This window comes from Microbacterium sp. NPDC089695 (assembly GCF_044749085.1).
In the GTDB taxonomy this organism is placed as follows: Bacteria; Actinomycetota; Actinomycetes; order Actinomycetales; family Microbacteriaceae; genus Microbacterium.
The window spans coordinates 1,247,326-1,270,531 of sequence record NZ_JBIVHG010000001.1 but is presented as its reverse complement, the minus strand read 5'-3'; the positions used below and the strand labels follow the sequence as shown (position 1 = coordinate 1,270,531).

The window sequence follows — 23,206 nt, the reverse complement described above, 5'->3', positions numbered from 1 at the left end:
CTTCGAGAGTTTCGGCACGTGGAACATGGTGCAAAAAAGTGTCCAGTGCAAATGCAATGGGACCGGGCAGCACACGTTCCGCGTTGTCTCGTATTTCAAAGCCTCTGGGGCCAAGGATGTCATCGCTGCACAAGCTGAGCTCAGCTCCGGCGATTACAAGCTCCAGTGTGGCTAAAGAACTGTCTGATCTCATGACGCGGTGAGCAATCGCTGCGCATAACCGTGAGCTGGCCCGTCACCCTCGAACCCGTCACCGTCATCTCGGACCACGAACGACGACTGCTCTCGAACAAGACACTCGTCCACACGCTCGAGTCCGCATCAGTGGAAGTCGAGCGAGGCAAGATCGTCCCGGCTGAACGTCGACACGTCGCCGCTGACCTGCAGACGAAGAAGGCCCACGTTCGCACGTGGGCCTTCTTCGTATTGCAGCGCGATCCAACACTACGAACAAGCGAGATCGGCAAATCTTAGTGAATGACGATTAACCGATAATAGAGATTATGTCAACTTACATTGACGAGCGATCGTCCTCCACCGCATTCTACCGACGCTCCGGCGCTGATCGATGATCGATGATCGCTACGTCGTAGCGACCAACGAAGTTTCGCGAGCTGCCAGACGAGAACCCCGAGAAATAGGACGATCGTGAGAGCGCCGAGCGTGATCACTGCAGCACCGAAGCTTTCGAGCATGCCGCCAGGATAGGTCGATTCGCTTGGGGGTGCGAAACAGCATCCCGCGCGGATCAAAGTGGGCGCCGTCGGGTTGTTGTTCGCCGTGGTGATGCCCCTCTCGACGAGGACAGCCGGAACGCCCTTGGTGACACAGGTGAGTTATCGGTCGCAACGCGCGGCAGATATCAGACATTCACAGACTCCTCTAGTCGGCCAATTGCCCTACAGACAACCTCCTGACGCTCTCCGATACTGAAGTCGTTGCCTCGCCCAAGGCCGGGCGGGGAGCGATATGGAGGGAAACAACATGAGGAGACTCTCAGCACTAACGTGGGCTGCGGCCGCTGCGCTGGTTCTCGGTCTAACCACCGCGGCGCCGGCTTCCGCGAGCGAAACCGATGAGTTCTCGGACATCGAGGGCGATCCGTACACGGGGCTCGTGTACGAACCCGCCGAAGGCGAAGCCGTGTCGGCCCGCGGAACCAACTTCAGCCCGGCCGGGTGCGCCGGACAGACTGACTACGCACATAAGTCATTCAACGAAGCGTCCGTGCATGGGCGCACGACCTGCACCGTTGCTGTTGGCAGCCTCGGAGTCACGACGATCTTGCAGAAGCAGGGATGGTTGTACTGGGAGAGTCAGCTGAACGATTCCAGCAGTCGCACGAACTCGAAGAACTCGCAGGACGCTCATCCGCACTGGTACTGCGGCGGGTGGGGGTCGCAGAACTATCGCGGTGTGTCCACCCACTGGTCTCAGGAAGCTTCGGGCCGCTACTCCGCCACCACTGTGGGGATGGAGAAGCGGTTCAGCTGCTGATGAAGCGCAGTGCCTTTTCCGCTGCGGTGAGCGTCGTGATCATGATCGCGATGCTCACCGCGTGCGGCGCGCCCGCTGAGGTGATACCTCAGCCCACGTTCACTCCACTGGGCGAGGCCCCGGAGGTGCCGCCAGCGGTGGCGATCGACGGTACACCGGTCACCGCCAGTTACTACGAGTGGATCATCGATCGGGAGCCGGTTACTTTCAAGGCCGCCGAAGATCAAGACGATGTGGTCTTGCCCACCGTCTTCTCAGACGACGCGAACGCGATCACCGTCGAGGTCGGTTCACCAGTCACTCCGGCCGACTTCGTCGTGGTGGTATTCGACGAGATCGATCCGTCGGGCAAACCCGTCGAGTCGTCCGCGCAGACCATCGATTGTCTACGCGACGCGGATCGGTGCACAGTGGTCACCGCTGACGCAGCAGTTTCGGCAACGGTCGATGCTCGCCGCTCCTCCGACGCGATCGTTGTCGTGCATCTGATGTATGTGTCCGATGCTCGCGATGAGCAGCAAGTCGACCACGTAGTCGGCGCGTGGGGGGCGAGGGTAGGAACATGAGAGATTCTCCAGTCGTGGCGGAAATGATCGATTCCCTCGAGCCGAGCGGCCGCACTGTCGCGTCGTACGTGCTGAACCAGCATGACGCGGCGGTGCGGGTTCTGAACCCTGCGTTCCTGGAAGACGGCACGCCGGTGGCGTGGCGCAACGTCGGTGACACACCGATTCGATATCGCAGCGACCTTCAGTGGGCTGAGCTGGGCATTGATCGTCGTTCCAGTTTGGTCACGGAACCACAGACTGGTGGTCTCGATCGCGGCGTCGCTTCCGCTCTTCTCAACATCCTCGTCGATCAGAACAGTTCGGTTGAGGTTTCGCTCTGGGAAGGCTACGGAGACATGACGGGACCGGCGGGCAGGGGCTCCTGGACTTTCCCACCGGATCGCGTCTGCAGCACATGGACCGCAACACCCAATTCGATCCTCGAGTCAGTGCGCATCCCGGTCCGCTGGTGGGATCCAGAACTGAAGTGGGCACTCGGGAACGACATCTACGCACGTAGCGTCTTCCTCAGTGCCGACGTGGCGACCATCGCGAGAGTCTTGTCCAGCCCCGCATTGGAGGCCTTCCCCGTGGCCTTCGACGACCCGGTGACCCCCGAGGACAGGTGAGCACCACCACATCTACCAGCAGCGAGCTTCGATCCGCGCGATACCGCCCCGCCATGCAGTAAGGCGAAGATCCACTCGGGCACCAGGATGGCGGGTGGGCGCGCAGCCGCCAAGGGCGAGGATCGCGGCTACTCCCCCGCGGCCGCGACGGTCAGGCTGCGCGGTGCTGCTCGAGGTGCACGACGGGCGCCTGGTCGTCGACGGTCGCGAGGGCGTTCATCGCGTCGTAGGCGGCCTGCTCGTCGGGGGTGAGCCAGGCGCCAGTGAACTCGTTCTTGCCCTTGCTGCGCCGCGTGTACATGACCTGCAGCTCGGCGGGCGTGTACGTGGCCTTCAGGTACCAGTGATTGGTGTACTGCTCCTGCACCGTGAGATCGCGGCACAACTGCGCGCGCTCCTGCACCGCGTCATACGTCACGCCCGCGAGCTGGTTCCCGTCGACCGAGACCGTCAGCACCTTCCCGTCAGCGTCGTACGAATACGCCGTCACCGACGCCGCACCACCCTCCGGCGTCGTGGATATCTGCGTCACCCGACCGGATGCCGGGTCGTACGTGGGGGTCGTGACCGTGCCCCACACATCCGTGTAACTGCCCATCACGCCCCGCGCCCTCGCTCGCCGTTGCTGAGCGAGGGCCGCCTGACGTCAGAAGTCGCAGACGAGGGAGTCGGAGTAGTCACCGGCCCGTGCGGATGCGAGTTCGGCAGCAGACACGGACGCCGTTGGTGCGACGGCGATCTCTATCGTCGTACTGGTCTCCAGCCACTTCTCATCCGCGCATGCGGCGACGACTGTCCATTGCGACGACCCGAACTGGTCGCCGTTGTACGACGGATCGACATCGAAGATCGGGGATACATCCTGCACGAGGTACGTCGCATCATCGGGAAGGTGCTGATCTACTTCCGCGAAGGTCTTTCCCACGATCGACTCTGGAGAGGTCTGTGCTGAGGCCTCTGATGTCGTGCAGGCGGCGAGACCGAGTGTCAGAAGGACGGCGGTTGCTGCCCCGGCAGTTCTTGTCAGTAGCAATAGATCGCATTCGGTGTAGGGCTGAACGCGGTCAATGTCGCGCTGTCACGCTGAGACACTACAACAGCGTCGACGTACGTCAGCTCGCGGACGTTTCGTGAACGTCGTCCTGGCGCGAACTCTGGAGTGAGATCCAGGCATCCTTTCCGAACCGGAGGTGCCGCACCGTGAGCATCCTGCATGTATTCCGGAATGCCGCCGTATTGGAATCGTGAGGATCGCCACAGGGTGGCTCGGACCGGAGTTGTATCGACTCTCGTGCTCGACATCATCTACCTCGCGCTGACTCTCGCGCTGTTCGCCCTCGTCACCCTGGTCGCCACGGGGGTGGAGCGCCTGTGATTCTCTTCGAGATCGTCGGCGCTGTGCTCGCGGTCGCCGCGATCGTCTACCTCGTGGTCGCCCTCGTCGCCCCGGAGCGCTTCTGATGAGCGCCGAGATCTGGTTCGGCGTGCTCCAGGCCGCGGTGCTGATCGTCGCGATCGTGCTGCTCTACCGCCCGCTCGGCGACTACATGGCCCACGTCTTCACGACACCCCGCGACGCCCGCACCGAACGCGGCGTGTACCGCGTGATCGGAGTCGACCCGGCATCCGAGCAGACCTGGCGCTCGTACGTGCGCAGCGTGCTCGTGTTCTCGGTGGTCGGCCTGCTGCTCGTCTACGGCCTGCAGCGTCTGCAGGCGTTCCTCCCCGCATCCCTCGGCCTCCCGGCCGTGCCGGAGGGACTCGCGTTCAACACCGCGGCGTCGTTCGTCACCAACACGAACTGGCAGTCGTACTCACCCGAACAGACCATGGGTTACACGGTGCAGCTCGCCGGACTCACGGTGCAGAACTTCGTGTCGGCGGCCGTGGGACTCGCTGTCGCGGTCGCCCTGATCCGCGGACTCTCCCGCCGCGGATCGACCACTCTCGGCAACTTCTGGGTCGACCTGATCCGCGGACTCGGACGCATCCTGCTGCCGATCTCGCTGATCGCCGCGGTCGCGCTCATCGCGGGCGGCGTGATCCAGAACGTCGCCGGCTTCACCGACGTGACCACGGTCTCGGGCGGCACGCAGACCATCCCCGGCGGACCCGTCGCCTCGCAGGAGGCCATCAAGCTGCTCGGCACGAACGGCGGCGGATTCTTCAACGCCAACTCCGCGCATCCGTTCGAGAACCCCACCGGCTTCACGAACCTGCTGCAGATCCTGCTCATCCTCATGATCCCGTTCGCGCTCCCCCGCACCTTCGGACGGATGCTGGGCGACCACCGCCAGGGCTACGCGATCGTCGCCGTCATGAGCACGATCTTCCTGGTGTCGACGTTCGCGCTGTCGGCGCTCGAACTCGCCGGACGCGGCACCGCTCCCGAGCTCGCCGGGGCCGCGATGGAGGGCAAGGAGGTGCGCTTCGGCATCCTCGGCTCCACGCTGTTCGGCAGTGCGAGCACGCTCACGTCGACCGGCGCGGTGAACTCGATGCACGACTCGTACACGGCACTCGGCGGCATGATGCCGATGCTCAACATGATGCTCGGCGAGGTCGCCCCCGGTGGCGTCGGATCGGGCTTGTACGGGATGCTCGTGCTCGCCGTCATCGCGGTGTTCGTCGGCGGACTGCTGGTCGGCCGCACACCCGAGTACCTCGGCAAGCGCATCGGCCCGCGCGAGATCACGCTCGCGAGCCTGTACATCCTCGTGACGCCGACCCTCGTGCTGCTCGGCACCGCGCTGAGCTTCGCGATCCCCGGCATCCGCGCCGACGTCGAGGCCACCAGCATCCTCAACCCGGGCGTGCACGGCATGAGCGAGGTGCTCTACGCCTTCACCTCGGCGGCGAACAACAACGGCTCCGCGTTCGCAGGCCTCACCGCGAACACCCCGTGGTTCAACACCGCGCTGGGCGTCGCGATGCTGCTCGGCCGGTTCATCCCGATCGTGCTCGTGCTCGCCCTCGCCGGCTCCTTCGCCGCCCAGCAGCGCGTGCCCGAGACCACCGGCACACTGCCCACCCACCGACCGCAGTTCGTCGGACTCCTCACCGCCGTCACGGTCATCATCACGGCACTCACCTACTTCCCCGTGCTCGCACTCGGACCCCTCGCAGAAGGACTCTGATCATGGACTCGCACGTTTCGTCTCGCTCCGCTCGCTCAACGACCGGGGAGGATGCCGCCCGCGGGGCGACCGGGGAGGTCGAACAGCAGGATGCTTTGGCATCCGCCCCGACTCCCGTACCCCGTTCGTTCGGCTGGGCTCAGCTCGTGCAGGCGCTGCCCGGTGCGGTACGGCGGCTGAACCCGGCATCCCTCGTCCGGAATCCCGTCATGCTGCTGGTGTGGGTCGGCGCCGCGTTCACCACTGTGCTCGCGATCGCCGAGCCCTTGCTCGGCGGACCCGCGCCCTCGGGAGGCACCCCGGTGCCGGCGCCGTTCACGTGGGGCATCGCGATCTGGCTCTGGCTGACCGTGCTGTTCGCGAACCTCGCCGAGTCGGTCGCCGAAGGCCGCGGCAAGGCGCAGGCCGCCACGTTGCGCGCCACCCGCACGAGCACGATGGCGCGTCGCGTGGTGCGCTACGACTCCGACGCGGATGCCGCGGCCGAACGCGCCGAGACGGTCGAGGTCTCGTCGGCCGAACTGCAGCGCGAGGACATCGTGATCGTCACGGCCGGCGACCTGATCCCGGGCGACGGCGACATCGTGGCGGGCATCGCGACCGTCGACGAATCGGCCATCACGGGCGAGAGCGCACCGGTGATCCGCGAATCCGGCGGCGACCGCAGCGCCGTCACGGGCGGCACCCGCGTGCTGTCCGACCGCATCGTCGTGCGCATCACCTCGAAGCCCGGCGAGACGTTCGTCGATCGCATGATCGCGCTCGTCGAAGGTGCGAGCCGGCAGCGCACACCCAACGAGATCGCCCTGAACGTGCTGCTCGCGAGCCTGTCGATCGTGTTCGTCGTGGTCGTGCTCGCCCTCAACCCCATCGCGTCGTACGCGGCGTCGCCCGTCAGCATCCCGGTGCTCATCGCCCTGCTCGTGTGCCTGATCCCGACGACGATCGGCGCCCTGCTGTCGGCCATCGGCATCGCCGGCATGGACCGCCTGGTGCAGCGCAACGTGCTCGCGATGTCGGGCCGTGCGGTCGAGGCCGCCGGAGACGTCACGACCCTGCTGCTCGACAAGACCGGAACCATCACCTACGGCAACCGCCGCGCACACGAGGTGCTGCCGCTGGCCGGAGTCGACGCCGACGAGCTGCTGCGCATCGCGGCGCTCTCGTCTCTCGCCGACCCCACCCCCGAGGGGGCGTCGATCGTCGATCTGGCGGCGGCGCACGGCATCCGGGTCGAGGCACCCGCGGATGCGGTCGTCGTGCCCTTCACTGCGCAGACCCGCATGTCGGGACTCGACCTCGCCGACGGCACGCAGATCCGCAAGGGGGCCGGGTCGGCCGTCGCCGCCTGGCTCGGGTGGGGAGCGGATGCCGAGCTCGAGGCGCTGACCGACGGCGTGGCGTCGAGCGGCGGCACCCCGCTCGTCGTCGCCGTGCGGGGCGCTGACGACGTTTCGTCTCGTCGCTCCGCTCCTCGCTCAACGACCGGGGAGAGCTCGTTGAGCGAGCGGAGCGAGACGAAACGCGCCACCACCTGCATCCTCGGCGTCGTGCACCTCAAGGACGTCGTCAAAGACGGTCTCCGCGAGCGGTTCGATGAGCTGCGCAGCATGGGCATCCGCACGGTCATGATCACCGGCGACAACCCGCTCACGGCCGCCGCGATCGCGAAGGAGGCCGGCGTCGACGACTACCTCGCCGAAGCCACGCCCGAGCAGAAGCTCGAGCTGATCACGCGCGAGCAGGAAGGCGGACGCCTCGTCGCGATGACCGGCGACGGCACGAACGACGCTCCCGCGCTGGCTCAGGCCGACGTCGGCGTCGCGATGAACACGGGCACGTCGGCCGCGAAGGAGGCGGGCAACATGGTCGACCTCGACTCCGACCCGACCAAGCTGATCGACATCGTGCGCATCGGCAAGCAGCTGCTCATCACCCGCGGAGCGCTCACCACGTTCTCGCTCGCGAACGACATCGCCAAGTACTTCGCCATCATCCCGGCGATGTTCATGGGCGTCTTCCCCGGGCTCGCGGTGCTCAACATCATGCAGCTGCACTCCCCGGCATCCGCGGTGACGAGCGCGATCGTGTTCAACGCGATCGTGATCGTGTTCCTCATCCCCCTCGCCCTCCGCGGCGTGAAGTACACGCCGGCGAGCGCGTCGCGGATCCTGCAGAAGAACCTGCTCGTCTACGGCCTCGGCGGTGTGATCGCACCGTTCGTCGGCATCAAGCTCATCGACCTCGTCGTGAGCCTCATCCCGGGGTTCTGACGCGGCGCGCGTTTCCTTCCGTCCCCTTCCGTCCCCTTCCGTCCCCTTCTTCCCCTCCTTCCCCTTCCGTCCCTTTCCTTCCCCTCCCTTCCCCTCCCACTTTGGGGGCCGACAGGCCAGATATCGGCCCCCACGTCCCCTCCGGTCCGAGAAGTGGCGTGTCGGCCCCCGAAGTGTCACACCCCGCAACGCCACCGCCACCGCCAACGCCACCGCCAACGCCACCGCCACCGCCACCGCCACCGCCACCGCCCGACCTGAAAGGCCCCTCATGTCCACGCGCTCCACCCTCCGCACCACCGGCGTCGCCGTCCGGGCGATGGTCGTCCTCACGCTCGTGCTCGGCGTCGCCTACACGCTCGTCGTCACGGGCATCGGGCAGCTCGCGCTGCCCTTTCAGGCGAACGGGTCGCCGCTCCCCGACGACAAGGGCAGCGCGCTGATCGGGCAGTCGTTCACGGATGCCGACGGCGAGGCGATCCCTGCGTACTTCCAATCCCGCCCGTCGGCGGCGGGCGACGGCTACGACGGCACGTCGTCGAGCGGCAGCAACCTCGGCCCCGAGAACCCCGACCTCGTCGCCGCGATCCAGGAGCGCCGCACGGCGATCGCCGAGCGCGAGGGCGTGAGCGAGGATGCCGTGCCGGCCGACGCCGTGACGGCATCCGCTTCCGGTCTCGATCCGCACATCAGCGTCGCGTACGCCCTGCTGCAGGTGCCGCGCGTCGCGGAGGCCCGCGGGCTGCCCGAACAGCAGGTGCGCGACCTCGTGGAGTCTAGGATTCAAGGGCGGGATCTGGGATTCCTCGGCGACGAGCGCATCAACGTCGCAGAGCTCAATCTCGCGCTCGACGAGCGGGAGGGCGAATGACCGCATCCGGCACACGCGGCCGGCTCCGGGTGCTGCTCGGCGCCGCCCCCGGCGTCGGCAAGACGTTCGAGATGCTCGCCGAGGGGCGGCGCCTGCTCGACGAAGGTCGCGACGTCGTGATCGCGGTCGTCGAGACGCACGGCCGCGCCGCGACCGCTGCGCTGACCACCGGCATCCCCGAGATCCCCCGTCGTTCGATGCACCACCGCGGTGTGCCGCTCACCGAGATGGACCTCGACGCCGTGCTCGCGCGCGCCCCCGAGATCGCCCTCGTCGACGAGCTCGCGCACACGAACGTCCCGGGGTCGGCGAACCTGAAACGCTGGCAGGACGTCGAGATCCTGCGGGATGCCGGCATCGACGTCGTCACGACCGTCAACGTGCAGCACATCGAGTCGCTCAACGCGGTCGTCGAGAAGATCACCGGTATCGCGCAGCAGGAGACCATCCCGGATGCCGTGGTGCGCGCCGCCGACGAGATCGAGGTCGTCGACCTGGCGCCACAGTCGCTGCGCGACCGTCTCTCGGCCGGACTCGTCTACCCCGCCGAGCGCATCGACGCGGCGCTGTCGAACTACTTCCGCCTCGGCAACCTCACGGCTCTGCGCGAACTCGCGCTGCTGTGGCTCGCCGACGAGGTCGACAGCGCGCTGCGCAGCTACCGCGCCGACCACGGCATCGAGGGCACGTGGCAGGCGCGCGAGCGCGTGGTCGTCGCGCTCACCGGCGGGCCCGAGGGCGAGACGCTGCTGCGCCGCGGCGCCCGCATCGCCGCCCGATCGGCCGGTGGCGAGCTGCTCGCCGTGCACGTCGCCGCTCAGGACGGACTCCGCGACGAGACCCCCGGCGCCCTCGCGGCACAGCGGTCGCTGGTCGAGTCGCTCGGCGGCACGTTCCACCAGATCATCGGCGACGACATCCCCGAGACTCTCGTCGAATTCGCGCAGGGGGCCGACGCGACGCAGCTCGTGATCGGCGTCAGCCGGCGCGGACGCCTCGCCGCCGCGCTGACCGGACCCGGTATCGGATCGGAGGTCATCCGCCGCTCCGGCGACATCGACGTGCACATCGTGACGCATGCCGCGGCCGGCAACCGCGTGCGTCTGCCGCGCATCACCGGCGGGGCACTGGGCTGGCGACGGCAGGTGCTCGGCTTCGCCGTCGCCCTGGTGTTCGGCCCGCTGCTGTCGTGGATCATGTTCACGTTCCGCAGCCCCGAATCCATCACGGCCGAGGTTCTCGCCTACCAACTGCTCGTGGTCGTGGTGGCGCTGGTCGGCGGCGTGCGGCCCGCCGTGTTCGCGGCTGTGCTGTCGGGCATCACCCTCGACTTCCTGTTCGTCGCGCCGCTGTTCACGATCACGGTCGCGCATCCGCTGCACGTCCTCGCGCTCGCGCTGTACGTCGTGATCGCCGTGCTCGTCAGCATCATCGTCGACCAGGCGGCCCGCCGCGCCCGCACCGCGCAGCGCGCCGCCGCCGAAGCCGAGCTGCTCGCGGCAGTGGCCGGCAACGTGCTGCGCGGCGACAACGCCGTGCTCGCCCTCGTGAGCCGCACCCGCGAGGCCTTCGGACTCACCGGCGTGCGCCTGCTGACCCCCGACGGCGAGGTGCTCGCGAGCGACGGCGAACCCGTGCCCAACGGTCGCGCCACCCGTGTCGAGGTCGACGGCGTCTCGCCCGCGGTGCTCGAACTGCACGGCGAACCGCTCGACAGCCCGGCCCGCCGACTGCTCGATGCGATCGTGGCGCAGCTCGCCGCCGCGATCGAGCACACCGACCTGCGCGCCACCGCACGCGAGGTCGCCGCCCTCGCCGAGACCGACCAGGTGCGCAGCGCCCTGCTCTCGGCGGTGAGCCACGACCTGCGGCGTCCGCTCGCCTCGGCCGTCGCCGCGATCGGCGGGCTGCGCGGGGCGCACGCGCTGTCGGCATCGGATCGCGACGAGCTGCTGGCCACCGCCGACGAGAGCCTCGCGACCCTGTCGGCGCTCGTGACCGATCTGCTCGACGTGAGCCGCGTGCAGGCAGGTGTGCTGGCTGTGTCGACGCTGCGCCTCGACGTGGCCGGACCCGTGCTCGCCGCGGTCGACGAGCTCGACCTCGGGCCCGACGACGTCGAACTCGCCCTCGACACCGAGCTGCCCGCCGTCGCCGCCGATCCCGTGCTGCTGCAGCGCGTGCTCGTGAACGTGATCGCCAACGCGCACCGTCACTCCCCCGCCGACAGCCGTGTGATCGTGTCGACGAGCACGCTCGGCGACCGCGCCGAGATCCGCGTGATCGACCGGGGCGCCGGGGTTCCGGCCGAGAAGCGCGACGCGATCTTCCAGCCGTTCCAGCGGCTCGGCGACACCGATAACACCACAGGGCTCGGGCTCGGCCTCGCCCTGTCGCGCGGATTCGCGGAGGGCATGGGCGGTAGCCTGACACCCGAGGACACCCCGGGAGGGGGCCTCACGATGGTCATCTCGCTGCCGCTGGCCGGCGCCGACACGGAGGGCACCGAGTGAAGCTCCTCATCGCCGACGACGACCCGCAGATGGTGCGGGCGCTGCGCATCACGCTCGCGGCGCACGGATACGACGTGGTCGTCGCACCCGACGGCGCCGCCGCCGTCGCGGTCGCCGCACAGACCCACCCCGACCTCATCATGCTCGACCTCGGCATGCCCCGGCTCGACGGCATCGAGGTCATCCAGGCCCTGCGCGGATGGACGAGCGTGCCCATCATCGTCGTCTCCGGACGCACAGGGTCTGCCGACAAGGTCGAGGCCCTGGATGCCGGGGCCGACGACTTCGTCACCAAGCCGTTCCAGGTCGACGAGCTGCTCGCCCGGCTGCGCGCCCTGTCGCGGCGGGCGACTCCTGCGGGAGGTGACTCGACCGTCGGGTTCGGCGACGTCGTGGTCGACCTCGCGACCAAGACCGTGACCCGCGCCGGATCGCGCGTGCACCTGACGCCGACCGAGTGGCGGATGCTCGAACATCTCGCCCGGCATCCCGGTGCTCTGGTCACGCGGCAGGACCTGCTCAAGGAGATCTGGGGCAGCGAGCAGGTGTCCGACTCGGGCTACCTGCGGCTGTACATGTCGCAGTTGCGCAAGAAGCTCGAGGCCGCGCCCGGATCGCCGGAGCATCTACTGACCGAGTCGGGGATGGGCTACCGGCTCGTGCTCTGAAGCGCGCTGACTGCTGCGCCAGGACGGCTGCGTCACTCCGCTGCGCCGGTGGTGTCACCGAGCTCCCCGCCACAACTCCGGAGAACTGAGCGGTATCGACGCTCGTGCGCAGATTCTGCGGCACGCAGCTCCGGTTCTCCGGAGTTGTGAAAGACGGTCAGGCCCGAGCGGATGCTGCACGGCGGCGCCGCAGCACCCCGACCACGCCCGCGACGACGATCAGCACCGCGACGATGGCGGCGACCACGGCGATGACCGCGCTGTCGGGCTCGCCGGTGGTGCGACCGACGGTCACCCACACGAGCCCCCATGCGGTGGCGAGGGCCGGAGCGATGCGCATGGTGATCACCGCGCTGGCCGCGCCGATCACGAGCACCGCGACGAGCACGACGACGCCCCAGACCTCGGCGGCGTCGGCCCAGGATGCGGGTGCGATCTGCGTGAGCCAGGCCGTGATGTTGGCTACCGTCGCGATGGTCACCCAGCCGAAGTGCAGGCCGTTCGTGCCGTCGACGACGATCCGCTCGGCCCATCCGCGCGCCGGGCGCCGGTTCAGCAGCACGATCACCCGGGAGAGGGTGGCGAGCAGCACGGCGATCATGAGCACCGTGAGCGGCAGCGTGAGGAACTGGGCCGTCACGAGCCAGAGCCCGTTGAGCACCATGGTCGCGGCGATCCACCAGCCGGCGTCGCGCTGGCGCTCGTTCGCGCGCTGCGCCGGGAGCGCCTGCCACACGGTGTAGGCGACGAGGCCGACGTAGATGAGCGACCAGATCGAGAACGCGGGGCCGGCGGGCGCCAGGTACGACCCGGATGCCGAGAGCGCTCCGTCTTGCAGTTCGCTGACCGAGGTGCCGCCGAACGCACCCGAGCCGACAGCGGCGGCGATGAGCATGAAGACGGCGGCGGCGATCGTCGTCGCCTGACGGGCGATGTCCTGCGTCCGGGATTCCATGCCTCGCACGGTACGCGCGAGCGGGGTCGCGTGCACGAGGGTTGACACCGGATGCCGAGAACGCTAGCCAGGCTAGCGAAATCGGTGTCGCACGATCCGCAGGAGTTCTCGCGTTACGCAGGGCCGATCTGCACCATCCGTCCTGCGAATCGTGCGTTCTCCGTCACAGCGCGGAGGCCGCGACCGCCGCGTCGATCAGCACGTCTGCGGCATCCCTGGCCTGCTTCGCGACGGCCGGGTCGCCCGAGATCGCAGCCGTGCTCTGCGCACCTTCGGCGAGGATCGACAGCTGGGCGGCGAGGGATGCCGGGGCGCCGGCGCCGGTCACGAGTCCGGCCATGTACTCCTGGAACGACGCCTTGTGCGCGCGCACGATCTCGGCGACCTCGGGGTTGGTGCCGCCGAGCTCGCCGAACGCATTGATGAAGGCGCAGCCGCGGAAGTCATCGGTGCAGAACCAGTTCTCGAGGTACGCGTAGACGGCCAGGAGGCGCGCACGCACATCTGTTCCGGCATCCGCCACGGCCGTCGAGAGCCCCTCTTCCCACTCGGCGTGCTTGCGCTCGAGAACAGCCTTCACGATGTCGGTCTTCGCGGGGAACAGCGCATAGAGCCGGCGCAACGAGACGCCCGCCGCTGCCCGCAGCTCGTCCATGCCGACGGCCGCGTAGCCCTTGCGGTAATACAGCTCCTCGGCCGCCGCAAGGATCTGTTCGCGCGCTGTGTCCTGGGTCATGATCCCAGTGTACTTGACATGAGAACGATCGTTCTCTAGATTGATCGCATGAGGTGAGAACGATCGTTCTCACCGGAACCGAAAGGATCAGGATCATGGGTTACATCACCGTCGGGAATGAGAACAGCACTCCGATCGAGCTCTACTACGAAGACCAGGGGTCGGGTCAGCCGGTGGTGCTGATCCACGGGTATCCGTTGAACGGTCACAGCTGGGAGCGTCAGACGCGGGAGCTGCTCGCGCAGGGGTACCGGGTGATCACGTACGACCGCCGCGGGTTCGGGGCATCGTCGAAGGTGAACACCGGGTACGACTACGACACGTTCGCGGCCGACCTGAACACGGTGCTGGAGACCCTCGACCTGCGCGACGTCGTGCTCGTGGGGTTCTCGATGGGCACGGGCGAGCTGGCCCGGTATGTCGCGACGTATGGGCATGAGCGGGTCGCGAAGCTCGCGTTCCTCGCCTCGCTCGAGCCGTTCCTCGTGCAGCGCGACGACAACCCCGACGGGGTGCCGCAGGACGTGTTCGACGGGATCCACGCCGCCGCATACGGTGACCGGTACGCCTGGTTCACGGACTTCTACCAGAACTTCTACAACCTCGACGAGAACCTCGGCACGCGGATCAGCCAGCAGGTCGTCGACGCGAACTGGAACCTCGCCGTCACCAGCGCCCCGGTCGCCGCCTACGCGGTCGTGTCGAGCTGGATCGAGGACTTCCGCGGCGACGTCGAGGCCGTGCGCGCCGCCGGCAAGCCCACCCTCATCCTGCACGGCACGAAGGACAACATCCTGCCCATCGACGCCACCGCCCGCCGGTTCCACCAGGCCGTCCCCGAGGCCGACTACATCGAGGTCGACGGCGCCCCGCACGGGCTCCTGTGGACCCACGCCGACGAGGTCAATACCGCCCTCAAGGACTTCCTCACCAAGTAAGGAGCAGCGCCCGGTCGTCGAGCGAGGAACGCTGCGATCCCGGTCGTTGAGCGAGGAGCGCAGCGACGAGACGAAACGCGGTGAGTGTCAGACGACGGTCACCGCGTTTCGTCTCGCTGGCGCTCGCTCAACGACCGAAGCGGGGTTCCCGTCAGCCCCGCATGGCGACACCGCGGCGCCAGTACCCCATGAAGGCGACCTGGCCGCGATCGATGCCGAGGTCCTTCACGAGGTGCCGGCGCAGCGTCGTCACGACGCCGCTCTCGCCCGCGATCCAGAAGTACCGGTCGGCCGGCGCATCCGTCACCGAGATCTCCTCGCCGAGCCCGGAGTAGTCCGGGGTCTCCCACAGCAGCGCCTCGGTGTCGATGTCCTTCACGTCGACCTCGTCGCCGGCATCCGCGTCGCCCAGGTGGCCGAGCACCGCGGGGATGAGCCGCACGCCGTGGGGTTCGCCGATGTCACGGGGCAGCCAGCGCACCTCGACGCCCGACGGAGCGTCGATGCGCAGGATGTCGGCCGGTGACGGCACCTCGATGAAGGCGACGCCGCGAAGGTCGCGCGGCGCATCCTCCAGCACGCGCGCGATGGCCGGAGCCGCGGTCTCGTCGCCGGCGAGCACGACGGATGCCGCGGAGCCGGGCTCGTACTCCGCACCGCCGTGGTCGGCGGCGGCGACGCCGCGACGCGGCCCGACCATGAACAGCTCCTGTCCGGCCGCCGCCGCATCCGCCCAGCGCGACGCCGGACCGGTCAGTCCGGGCGCGAGGTGCAGCACGAAGTCGACGTCGAGCTCGGTCCCGGCATCCGTCACTCGGAGATCCCGCACGGAGTAGGTGCGCATCGATCCGCGCTCGTCCTCGGGCACCGCGAGGAACGATCCCCACCAGTCTCCCGAGTCGCGGTCGAGCTCGGGAAGGATGCCGGAGGCCGGCGGGAAGATCAGCTTGATCCGCGCGTCGAACACGTCGCCCGGCGTGCCGAACTCGAACAGCTCGTCGCCGCCGAACGTCACACGCACGAAGTTCGGCGAGACCCGTTCGACGCCGCGCACCTCGGCGCGGGCGAGCACATAGGTGGGCCGGTCTGTGGTTGTCGTCTCAGCGGACATGATGCCTTCCGATCGGGGTGACCATCGGCTTCCCCGAGACGGGGTCGACGGTGATCTGGTTGGCGAGGCCGAAGACCTCTTCGACGTGCTCGGCGGTCACGACCTCCTGCGGCGAGCCCGTGACGTGCACGCGGCCGTCTTTCATGGCGACGAGCTCGTCGGAGTAGCGGGCCGCGAGGTTGAGGTCGTGCAGCACCATGACGATCGTGGTGCCGCGCGAGACGCTCAGGTCGGTGAGCAGGTCGAGCACCTCGACCTGGTGGGCGACGTCGAGGAACGTCGTGGGTTCGTCGAGCAGCAGGATGTCGGTCTCCTGCGCGAGCGCCATCGCGATCCACACGCGCTGGCGCTGTCCGCCCGACAGCTCGTCGACGCTGCGGTCGGCGAGCTCGGTCGTGCCGGTCGCGGCGAGAGCATCCGCCACGACCTCGTAGTCGTGCGTGCTCCAGCGCGAGAGCATCTTCTGATGCGGATGCCGGCCGCGGCCGACGAGGTCGGCCACCGCGATGCCCTCGGGGGCGACGGGCGACTGCGGCAGCAGTCCGAGGATGCGCGCGACCTCCTTGGTCGGACGCGCGTGCACCGACTTCCCGTCGAGCACGACCTGCCCTGCGGTCGGCGAGAGCAGTCGCGCGAGCGAGCGCAGCAGCGTCGACTTGCCGCATCCGTTCGCGCCGACGATCGTCGTGATCCGGCCGGGGGTGATCTCGAGGTCGAGGCCGTCGATGATCGTGCGGTCGCCGTAGGCGAGGGTGACCGCCTCAGCGGTCAGGGTGTGCGCCTCGGTCACAGGGAGCCTCCCGAGCGGTTGGTGCGGATGAGGAGATAGATCAGGTACGGCGCGCCCAGCACGCCCGTGATGACACCGACCGGGTACCGCTCGCCGAACGCGAACTGCCCGATCAGATCGCTGCCGAGCACGAGCACCGCGCCGACGAAGGCGCTGGGCACCAGCAGGTTCGCCCCGGGGCCGGTGATGCGCGCCGCGATGGGTCCGGCCATGAAGGCCACGAACGCGATGGGGCCGGTGGCGGCGGTCGCGAAGGCGAGCAGGGCGACCGCACCGAGGATGAACAGCAGTCGCGTCGTGTTGACGCGCACGCCGAGACCGGATGCCGAGTCGTCGCCGAGCTGGATCGCTCCGAGCGCACGGCCCTGCGACAGCATGAGCGGCACGATCACGATCGCAGCGATCAGCAGGGGGGCGACGCGCTCCCACGAGGCGTTGTTCAGGCTTCCGGTGAGCCACTGCATCGCGGTCTGGATGTCCCACGCGGCCGCGCGCGACAGCAGGTACGAGATCACGCTCTGCAGCATCGCCGCGATGCCGATGCCGATCAGGATGAGCCGTGTACCCGCGAACCCGCCCTTGATCGACAGCAGGTAGATGACCCCTGCCGTGAGCAGCGCCCCGCCGAGCGCGAGCAGCGAGACGAGCGGACCGTTCAGCGACAGCACGACGATGCCGATCACCGCAGCGGCGCCGGCGCCGTTCGAGATGCCGATGATGTCGGGAGAGGCGAGCGGGTTGCGCAGCAGCGTCTGGAAGCAGACGCCCGCGATACCGAACGACAGTCCCGACAGCACCGCGAGCACCGCGCGCGGGAGTCGCAGCTCGCCGACCGTGAACGACGCACCGGGCACCGTCTCGCCGAGGATCACGCGCACGACCTTGTCGAGCGGGTAGAAGGTGTTGCCGATCATCAGCGCGACCGTGAACAGGGCGACGAGAAGGATGCCGAGCACGATCGTCGCGACCGCATGGCGGCGGTGACGCGCGCGGCGGCCGGCGATGATCGCGGCGATGTCTGCGGCGGTCGGCACGGGTGCGGGGGTCGTGCGGTCCATGGTGCTCACAGTTCACGCACCTTCTGGCGGCGCACGATCCAGATGAAGAACGGGGCGCCGATGATCGCGGTGATGATGCCCACCTGGATCTCCTCCGACGTCGGCGAGACGACGCGGCCGATGATGTCGCTCGCGAGCAGCAGCCCGGCACCGGCCATGGCCGAGAACGGCAGCAGCCAGCGGTGGTCGGTGCCGATCAGCATCCGGCACACGTGGGGGATGACGAGTCCGACGAATCCGATCGGACCGGCGATCGCGGTCGCGGCTCCCGCGAGGATCACGGCGCCGAGCGCCGAGACGAGACGCGTGCGGAAGACGTGCTCGCCGAGGCCCTTCGCCATGTCGTCTCCGAGCGCGAGCGAGTTCATGCCGCGCGCGCTGGCGATGCAGATGAGCGCGCCCAGCGCGAGCACGGGAGCCGTGATCGCGATGCGCGGCCATTCGGCGCCGCCGACACCGCCGATCTGCCACGACTGGAACGCCTGCAGCAGGTCGACCCGCGGCAGCATCACGGCGCTGATGAGTGACGCGAACGCGGCGGAGGTCGCCGCCCCCGCGAGGGCGAGTTTGAGGGGCGTGGCGCCTCCGCGCCCGAGCGAGCCGACCGTGTAGACGAACGTCGCGGCGACCGCGGCGCCGACCACCGCGAGGGCCATCTGCCCGTAGGGGTTCGTGAGCCCCAGGAACGCGAGGCCGAGGACCACCGCGAGCGAGGCGCCGTTCGAGACGCCCAGGATGCCGGGGTCGGCGACCGGGTTGCGGGTGACCGCCTGCATCGTGGCGCCGGACAGCGCGAGGGCCGCACCGACGAGGATCGCCAGCACCGTGCGCGGGATCCGCTTGATGATGGCGGCCTGCGCGAGCGTGTCGTCCTGCCCCGAGAGGGCGGCGACGATGTCGTCGAGACTGACCTCGCGCACGCCGAAGCTCACCGAGAGGACGCACAGCACGAGCAGCACGCCGAGGCCGACGAGCAGCCAGAGGGTACGCGCCCACGCCGGGCGCCGCAGGTCTGCGGTGCCCGGCGTGGGGACGGTGACGGCGGTCACGGGGTCAGTACGGGGAGGTGACGCGGGTGCGTCACTTCTCGAGCGGTGCCGCCAGGATCGCGAGGTAGTCGCTGAGGCCCCACGGGATCGACAGCGGCGACGGGTTGGCGGATGCCGCGATCGGCGTCGCGTCGGGGAGGATCGCGATGCGTCCCTCGGCGATCGCCGGGATCTTCGACAGCAGCGGGTCGGCCTGCAGCGTGGCGATGAGCGAGTCGTCGCCGTACGTGACGAAGACGTCGACGTCGGAGAACTTGTCGGCCTCCTCGGCGCTCACGGTCAGGTAGAACTCCTGGCTGTCGGCGTTCTCCTCGACGATCGAGGGGAACGGCAGGCCGAGGTTGTCGTGCAGGTAGCCGGGGCGCGTGTCGGCGGCGGTGTAGTAGCCGACCTGGCTGAGGTCGGTCGGGTCGACGTAGGCGAAGAGGACCTTCTTGTCCTTGAGGATGCTGTGCTCCTCGAGCGCCGCATCGGCGTCGGACTGCAGCTGCTCGACCAGGGCGTCGCCCTCTGCCTCGAGGCCGAGGGCCTTCGAGTTCATCTCGATCATCTCGTCGACCGGGGTGCCCCAGGCGACGTCGGGGTAGGCGACGACCGGCGCGATCTTGGAGAGCGTGTCGTACTCCTCCTGCGTCAGGCCGGAGTACGAGGCGAGGATGACGTCGGGCTGCGTGTCGGCGACGGCCTCGTAGTCGATGCCGTCGGACTCGTCGAACAGCACGGGCTCGTCGCCGCCGAGCTCGTCGAGCTTCTCCTCGACCCAGGGCAGGATGCCGTTGTCGTCGTCGTCGCCCCACGTGGCCTTGCTCATGCCGACCGGCACGATGCCGAGGGCCAGCGGCACCTCGTGGTTGGCCCAGGCGATCGTCGCCACGCGCTCGGGCTTCGACTCGATCGTGGTCTCGCCGTAGACGTGCTCGATCGTGACGGGGAACGCGCTGTCGTCGGCGGGGTTGCCGCCCGCGTCGGATCCGGCGTCGGAGGACGAAGTTGCGCAGGCGGTGAGACCGACGGCGAGGGCCGCGGCGACGCCGGCGGCGATGAGACGGGAGGTACGCACAGGCGTGTCCTTCGGGTCGAGGTGAGGGGTAGAGCGCTGAGTCGCGCCCGGGGCTTTGGTAAGCCTGGCCTAATCTAACAGAAAGTTAGGCGAGCCTCATCTCGATGACGACGCAGAAAGCCGGCCGGATCCGAGAGGATCCGACCGGCTCAGGAAGTCAGCGCGTGCTCAGAGAGCGCGGATGTTCGCCGCCTGCATGCCCTTGGGGCCACGCTCAGCGTCGAATTCGACCTTCTGGTTCTCGCGGAGCTCCTTGAAACCGGAGCCGGCGATTGCCGAGTAGTGGGCGAAGAGGTCTTCCGAACCGTCATCAGGAGCGATGAAGCCGAAGCCCTTCTCCGCGTTGAACCATTTCACAGTGCCCGTGGCCATGTGTTTTCTACTTTCTGTTGATACGGCCGCTCACGCGACCTGTGTCGCGACGGAAGATCCGACACGCACACACGGTCAACGTATCACGGCAGGTTGCGGCGCAGCCGGGGATTCCCCGCCGCGATGCCGCACCGCCGCCTCGGTGCGACTGCCGACGCCGAGCTTGCGCAGCACCGCCGACACGTGCACGCTCACCGTCTTCACGCTGATGAACAGACGCTCGCCGATCTGGCGGTTGCTCAGCCCCTCGGCGATGAGTTCGAGCACCTGCTGCTCGCGCGCCGTGAGCGATTCGGTCTCGGTCTCGGTCGAGACGACGACGTCGTCGTGCCGCAGGCCCGCGTCCCGCGCGAACGCAGCCGTCGTGCGTCTCAACTGATCATGACCGAGCGCATCGGCGACCCGCGCGGCCTCGGCGACCACTGTTCCGGCCTCCCCCCGCTCCCCCGCGTCGACGAGCGCACGCGCGAGTTCGAGGCGGGTCATGGCGCGGAACGTCACCGGTACGTCCTCGCCATCGGCGATCTCGACCGCCGCACGGAGCGCGGGAATCGACGTCGCGAGGAGAGCGTCGAGGATCGTCCACCACCGGTCGCCGAGCAGTTGCTCGGGCTGAGCGAGCCAGGCGGCGCGCACCTCATCGGCCGCGTGGTCGACCTCCGCACCCGACGCCCGCAGTTCGGCGATGATCCATCCCGCCTCGAGCATCAGTCGACGCTCATGCAGCAGGGCCGGCCCCGGATCGCGCAGCATCAGCAGGATCTCGTCGAGGGCACCGGCCAGATCGCCGCGGCTCTCGGCGACCGCCACGCGCATCATGACCTCGTCGTACCAGATCTGCCGCTCGTCGCGCCCCGCCTCTTCGAACATCGGATGCCATTCGCGCGCGATCTCGGCAGCCTCCTCGTGGCGTCCGCGCCAGGAGAGCACGCGCACCCGCGTCATGGTCGCGTAGGTCTGGAAGATGCGCAGCGTCTCCTGCGACAGCTCGCGCGACAGCATCCGCTCGACCTGCTCCACCTCACCGAGCTCGAGCAGCGGCACGGCCATGTTCTGGGTCATGATCGCACCGGTCGTGCGCTCCACGCCGTACTCGCGTGCCCGCGTCACCCCCTCCTGCGCGATGCGCACGGCGTCGCGGTACCGGCCGAGCAGCCCGAGAAGATCGGAGTAGTTGACCCGATAGCGCAGCTCGGCGTTCGTCGTCGCGGCCTTCGCGAGCGCGGTGGCGTACTCCTCGTGAGCCGCGGCCACGTCTCCCAGGTGCGCGAGCGAGCCGCCGCGCACGTTGGCCGAGATCGACTCCTCCTCACCCGCCCCCACGGCCGCCGCGCGATCTCCCGCCTCCGTCGCCACCGTCACGGCCTCGTCGAGCCGGGCCGCGACCATGAACCGGCTCGCGAGCTGATTCAGGATCGACGCGCGCAGACGGTCGTCGTCGACGCGACCGTCGAGAGCCGCGAGGGCCTGCTGGAGCAGCGGGATCGCTCCGGTGCGCCCGACGTTCATCGTGTAGTACGCCTTGTCGCGCAGCAGGCGCGCATGCATGCGCGGATCGACCGTCTCGGCGTCGACCTCGTCGAGCGCGAGTGACACGACCGCGAGGGCGCGTTCGCCGTCGCCGCCGTTGCGCAACACGGACCCGAGCGACCGCAGGAACTCGAGACGCGGCATGGCGACCACGCGCTCGGCGTCGGCGACCCGCGTCCAGAGGTCGAGCGCCGACTCGCCGAAACGCCCGGCGCTCGCGAACGCGAACCGCGATTTCGCGTCGGCCATCGCCGTCACCGCGGCCGCGAGAGCACGAGGGGCGTCGTGCGCGAGCTGCCAGTGGTACGCGAGCGCGGCGGCGTCACCGCTCGCCGCGCCGGACCCCGCCGCGTCGAGCTGCTCGGCGTAGGCGCGATGCAGCCGTGCGCGCTCACCCGGAAGGAGGTCGTCGTGCACGGCCTCGCGCAGCAGGGCGTGGCGGAAGCGATAGGCGTCGTCGACCACCACGAGGATGCCGCTCAGCGTCGCCTCGCGCATCGCGTCGTCGAGGCGCCCCTCGGGCATCTCGACCAGGGACGCCACGGTCGGGTGGCTCAGCGGCCGATCGGCGCCGGAGACGACCTGCACGACGCGACGCGCATCGTCGCCCAGCCGGTCGAAACGCGCGAGCAGCAGATCGCGCAGCGTGCCCGGCAGCGGCCCCGTCGAGCACCCCGCGATCTCCTCGACGAAGAACGGCACTCCCTCGGCGCGCTTCTGGATGCGGTCGACGGCCGTGTCGGTCAGCGGATGGCCCGTGATCGCCTCGGCGAGCTCGCGCACCGCGTGCGACGAGAGTCGCTCGACCGGCAACCGCTCGATCAGGCGTGCCCTCGTGGACTCGCCGATGAACGAGCTCACCGCATCACCGCGGCGCACGTCGTCGGACCGGCAGGAGAGCAGCAGGAGCACGCGGCCCCGCGCGAGCGTGCGCAGCACGAAGGAGAGGATCGCGAGGGTCGAGTCGTCGGCCCAGTGCAGGTCTTCGACGATCAGCACCTGCGGCGCGGAGGCGGCCGCGAGCTCGATGAGCGCCACGATCGCGTCACGCACCCGATCGGGGCTCGTCTGCGCGCGATCTGTGGGGTGCAGCTCGGGGAGCAGCACCCCGAGCGCCTCGACACCCCCTGCCAGCTCGTCGCGCACGAGATCGGCGCCGAGTCGCGTGACGATCGAGCGCAGGATGCCGGTGACCGGCCCGAAGGGCGTGCGAGAGGCACCGAGGTCGAGGCACCAGCCGACGTGGACGTCGGCGCGGTTCGCGATCTCGACGCCGAACTCGCGCAGCAGCCGGGACTTGCCGATGCCCGCCTCGCCTTCGACGAGCAGTGCCGTGGGGACCCCCTCGACCGCACGGTCGAACGCTGCGCGCACCGCCGCGGACTCGGCCTGACGGCCGACCATCGCGGTGCCGGGAGGGGAGGGGGACATGGACTCATCGTGCCACTCCCCTCCGACATCCGGGCGGGTC

General features: G+C 68.9%; 21 protein-coding genes. 10 read left to right on the top strand and 11 right to left on the bottom strand.

The window, feature by feature from the left end:
• Nucleotides 1-984: 984 nt before the first annotated feature.
• Genes ACIPYT_RS06255 through ACIPYT_RS06245 form a run of 3 tightly spaced genes read left to right on the top strand, consistent with a single transcriptional unit; the run spans nucleotide 985 to nucleotide 2,674 of the window.
• Nucleotides 985-1,497 (top strand): hypothetical protein, encoded by a 513-nt coding sequence (locus ACIPYT_RS06255; RefSeq protein WP_401071694.1) that lies wholly within the window; start codon nucleotides 985-987, stop codon nucleotides 1,495-1,497.
• On the top strand, nucleotides 1,497-2,063 hold the full coding sequence (locus tag ACIPYT_RS06250; RefSeq protein WP_401071692.1) for a hypothetical protein: 567 nt from the start codon (nucleotides 1,497-1,499) through the stop codon (nucleotides 2,061-2,063). The genes ACIPYT_RS06255 and ACIPYT_RS06250 overlap by 1 nt, the downstream gene beginning before the upstream one ends.
• Nucleotides 2,064-2,077: 14 nt before the next feature.
• Nucleotides 2,078-2,674 carry a hypothetical protein gene (locus ACIPYT_RS06245; protein ID WP_401071690.1) on the top strand — a complete coding sequence of 199 codons (597 nt, stop codon included), beginning with the start codon at nucleotides 2,078-2,080 and terminating at the stop codon, nucleotides 2,672-2,674.
• A 151-nt stretch (nucleotides 2,675-2,825) separates the two neighbouring features.
• Here ACIPYT_RS06245 and ACIPYT_RS06240 read toward each other — a convergent pair whose 3' ends face one another.
• Both ACIPYT_RS06240 and ACIPYT_RS06235 read right to left on the bottom strand, forming a co-directional pair.
• Nucleotides 2,826-3,275, bottom strand: coding sequence for a hypothetical protein (locus ACIPYT_RS06240; RefSeq protein ID WP_401071688.1), 450 nt, complete (start codon nucleotides 3,273-3,275; stop codon nucleotides 2,826-2,828).
• Nucleotides 3,276-3,320: 45 nt separating this feature from the next.
• Nucleotides 3,321-3,599: a hypothetical protein gene (locus tag ACIPYT_RS06235; protein ID WP_401071686.1), complete on the bottom strand. Its 279-nt coding sequence runs from the start codon at nucleotides 3,597-3,599 to the stop codon at nucleotides 3,321-3,323.
• A 446-nt stretch (nucleotides 3,600-4,045) separates the two neighbouring features.
• On the opposite strand from ACIPYT_RS06235, the gene ACIPYT_RS06230 reads away from it, so the two are divergent.
• The 6 genes from ACIPYT_RS06230 (at nucleotide 4,046) to ACIPYT_RS06205 (ending at nucleotide 12,136) form a co-directional block, all read left to right on the top strand.
• The gene (locus tag ACIPYT_RS06230) at nucleotides 4,046-4,135 is read left to right on the top strand and encodes a potassium-transporting ATPase subunit F (protein ID WP_401071684.1); all 90 of its coding nucleotides are present in this window, start codon (nucleotides 4,046-4,048) and stop codon (nucleotides 4,133-4,135) included.
• Complete coding sequence (kdpA, locus tag ACIPYT_RS06225) at nucleotides 4,135-5,811, top strand: potassium-transporting ATPase subunit KdpA (RefSeq protein WP_401071682.1); 1,677 nt, start codon at nucleotides 4,135-4,137, stop codon at nucleotides 5,809-5,811. Before ACIPYT_RS06230 ends, kdpA begins: the two co-directional genes overlap by 1 nt.
• Nucleotides 5,812-5,813: 2 nt before the next feature.
• The gene (gene kdpB, locus ACIPYT_RS06220; protein WP_401071680.1) at nucleotides 5,814-8,084 is read left to right on the top strand and encodes a potassium-transporting ATPase subunit KdpB; all 2,271 of its coding nucleotides are present in this window, start codon (nucleotides 5,814-5,816) and stop codon (nucleotides 8,082-8,084) included.
• Nucleotides 8,085-8,355: 271 nt separating this feature from the next.
• The gene (kdpC, locus tag ACIPYT_RS06215; RefSeq protein ID WP_401071678.1) at nucleotides 8,356-8,955 is read left to right on the top strand and encodes a potassium-transporting ATPase subunit KdpC; all 600 of its coding nucleotides are present in this window, start codon (nucleotides 8,356-8,358) and stop codon (nucleotides 8,953-8,955) included.
• On the top strand, nucleotides 8,952-11,468 hold the full coding sequence (locus ACIPYT_RS06210) for an ATP-binding protein (protein ID WP_401071676.1): 2,517 nt from the start codon (nucleotides 8,952-8,954) through the stop codon (nucleotides 11,466-11,468). The genes kdpC and ACIPYT_RS06210 overlap by 4 nt, the downstream gene beginning before the upstream one ends.
• Entirely contained in the window at nucleotides 11,465-12,136 is a 672-nt protein-coding gene (locus tag ACIPYT_RS06205) for a response regulator (RefSeq protein WP_401071674.1), read from the top strand. Before ACIPYT_RS06210 ends, ACIPYT_RS06205 begins: the two co-directional genes overlap by 4 nt.
• A gap of 157 nt (nucleotides 12,137-12,293) precedes the next feature.
• Here ACIPYT_RS06205 and ACIPYT_RS06200 read toward each other — a convergent pair whose 3' ends face one another.
• Nucleotides 12,294-13,091 (bottom strand): tryptophan-rich sensory protein, encoded by a 798-nt coding sequence (locus ACIPYT_RS06200; protein WP_401071672.1) that lies wholly within the window; start codon nucleotides 13,089-13,091, stop codon nucleotides 12,294-12,296.
• A 163-nt stretch (nucleotides 13,092-13,254) separates the two neighbouring features.
• The gene (locus ACIPYT_RS06195) at nucleotides 13,255-13,827 is read right to left on the bottom strand and encodes a TetR/AcrR family transcriptional regulator (protein WP_401071670.1); all 573 of its coding nucleotides are present in this window, start codon (nucleotides 13,825-13,827) and stop codon (nucleotides 13,255-13,257) included.
• A 95-nt stretch (nucleotides 13,828-13,922) separates the two neighbouring features.
• On the opposite strand from ACIPYT_RS06195, the gene ACIPYT_RS06190 reads away from it, so the two are divergent.
• Nucleotides 13,923-14,765: an alpha/beta fold hydrolase gene (locus ACIPYT_RS06190; RefSeq protein WP_401071668.1), complete on the top strand. Its 843-nt coding sequence runs from the start codon at nucleotides 13,923-13,925 to the stop codon at nucleotides 14,763-14,765.
• 151 nt (nucleotides 14,766-14,916) lie between these two features.
• On the opposite strand, the gene ACIPYT_RS06185 is transcribed toward ACIPYT_RS06190, so the two are convergent.
• The 7 genes from ACIPYT_RS06185 to ACIPYT_RS06155 all read right to left on the bottom strand — a co-directional run bounded on the left by ACIPYT_RS06185 (nucleotide 14,917) and on the right by ACIPYT_RS06155 (nucleotide 23,166).
• Nucleotides 14,917-15,876: a siderophore-interacting protein gene (locus tag ACIPYT_RS06185; protein ID WP_401071666.1), complete on the bottom strand. Its 960-nt coding sequence runs from the start codon at nucleotides 15,874-15,876 to the stop codon at nucleotides 14,917-14,919.
• Nucleotides 15,866-16,666, bottom strand: coding sequence for an ABC transporter ATP-binding protein (locus ACIPYT_RS06180; protein ID WP_401071664.1), 801 nt, complete (start codon nucleotides 16,664-16,666; stop codon nucleotides 15,866-15,868). Before ACIPYT_RS06180 ends, ACIPYT_RS06185 begins: the two co-directional genes overlap by 11 nt.
• Nucleotides 16,663-17,724, bottom strand: a complete 1,062-nt coding sequence (locus ACIPYT_RS06175; RefSeq protein ID WP_401071662.1) for a FecCD family ABC transporter permease — start codon at nucleotides 17,722-17,724, stop codon at nucleotides 16,663-16,665. The genes ACIPYT_RS06180 and ACIPYT_RS06175 overlap by 4 nt, the downstream gene beginning before the upstream one ends.
• A 5-nt stretch (nucleotides 17,725-17,729) precedes the next feature.
• Nucleotides 17,730-18,773: a FecCD family ABC transporter permease gene (locus tag ACIPYT_RS06170; RefSeq protein ID WP_401071660.1), complete on the bottom strand. Its 1,044-nt coding sequence runs from the start codon at nucleotides 18,771-18,773 to the stop codon at nucleotides 17,730-17,732.
• Between the two features lie 31 nt (nucleotides 18,774-18,804).
• On the bottom strand, nucleotides 18,805-19,833 hold the full coding sequence (locus tag ACIPYT_RS06165) for an iron-siderophore ABC transporter substrate-binding protein (protein ID WP_401071658.1): 1,029 nt from the start codon (nucleotides 19,831-19,833) through the stop codon (nucleotides 18,805-18,807).
• A gap of 168 nt (nucleotides 19,834-20,001) precedes the next feature.
• The gene (locus ACIPYT_RS06160) at nucleotides 20,002-20,205 is read right to left on the bottom strand and encodes a cold-shock protein (protein WP_050723174.1); all 204 of its coding nucleotides are present in this window, start codon (nucleotides 20,203-20,205) and stop codon (nucleotides 20,002-20,004) included.
• Between the two features lie 75 nt (nucleotides 20,206-20,280).
• Nucleotides 20,281-23,166, bottom strand: a complete 2,886-nt coding sequence (locus tag ACIPYT_RS06155) for an AAA family ATPase (RefSeq protein ID WP_401071656.1) — start codon at nucleotides 23,164-23,166, stop codon at nucleotides 20,281-20,283.
• Between the last annotated feature and the right edge of the window lie 40 nt (nucleotides 23,167-23,206).

What these genes read in the sequence shown, in the direction of transcription:
- ACIPYT_RS06255 (WP_401071694.1), top strand. Translation starts at nt 985, where the DNA reads ATGAGGAGACTCTCAGCACTAACGTGGGCTGCGGCCGCTGCGCTGGTT.
- ACIPYT_RS06250 (WP_401071692.1), top strand. Translation starts at nt 1,497, where the DNA reads ATGAAGCGCAGTGCCTTTTCCGCTGCGGTGAGCGTCGTGATCATGATC.
- kdpA (WP_401071682.1), top strand. Translation starts at nt 4,135, where the DNA reads ATGAGCGCCGAGATCTGGTTCGGCGTGCTCCAGGCCGCGGTGCTGATC.
- kdpB (WP_401071680.1), top strand. Translation starts at nt 5,814, where the DNA reads ATGGACTCGCACGTTTCGTCTCGCTCCGCTCGCTCAACGACCGGGGAG.
- kdpC (WP_401071678.1), top strand. Translation starts at nt 8,356, where the DNA reads ATGTCCACGCGCTCCACCCTCCGCACCACCGGCGTCGCCGTCCGGGCG.
- ACIPYT_RS06210 (WP_401071676.1), top strand. Translation starts at nt 8,952, where the DNA reads ATGACCGCATCCGGCACACGCGGCCGGCTCCGGGTGCTGCTCGGCGCC.
- ACIPYT_RS06200 (WP_401071672.1), bottom strand. Translation starts at nt 13,091, where the DNA reads ATGGAATCCCGGACGCAGGACATCGCCCGTCAGGCGACGACGATCGCC.
- ACIPYT_RS06195 (WP_401071670.1), bottom strand. Translation starts at nt 13,827, where the DNA reads ATGACCCAGGACACAGCGCGCGAACAGATCCTTGCGGCGGCCGAGGAG.
- ACIPYT_RS06190 (WP_401071668.1), top strand. Translation starts at nt 13,923, where the DNA reads ATGGGTTACATCACCGTCGGGAATGAGAACAGCACTCCGATCGAGCTC.
- ACIPYT_RS06185 (WP_401071666.1), bottom strand. Translation starts at nt 15,876, where the DNA reads ATGTCCGCTGAGACGACAACCACAGACCGGCCCACCTATGTGCTCGCC.
- ACIPYT_RS06175 (WP_401071662.1), bottom strand. Translation starts at nt 17,724, where the DNA reads ATGGACCGCACGACCCCCGCACCCGTGCCGACCGCCGCAGACATCGCC.
- ACIPYT_RS06160 (WP_050723174.1), bottom strand. Translation starts at nt 20,205, where the DNA reads ATGGCCACGGGCACTGTGAAATGGTTCAACGCGGAGAAGGGCTTCGGC.
- ACIPYT_RS06155 (WP_401071656.1), bottom strand. Translation starts at nt 23,166, where the DNA reads ATGTCCCCCTCCCCTCCCGGCACCGCGATGGTCGGCCGTCAGGCCGAG.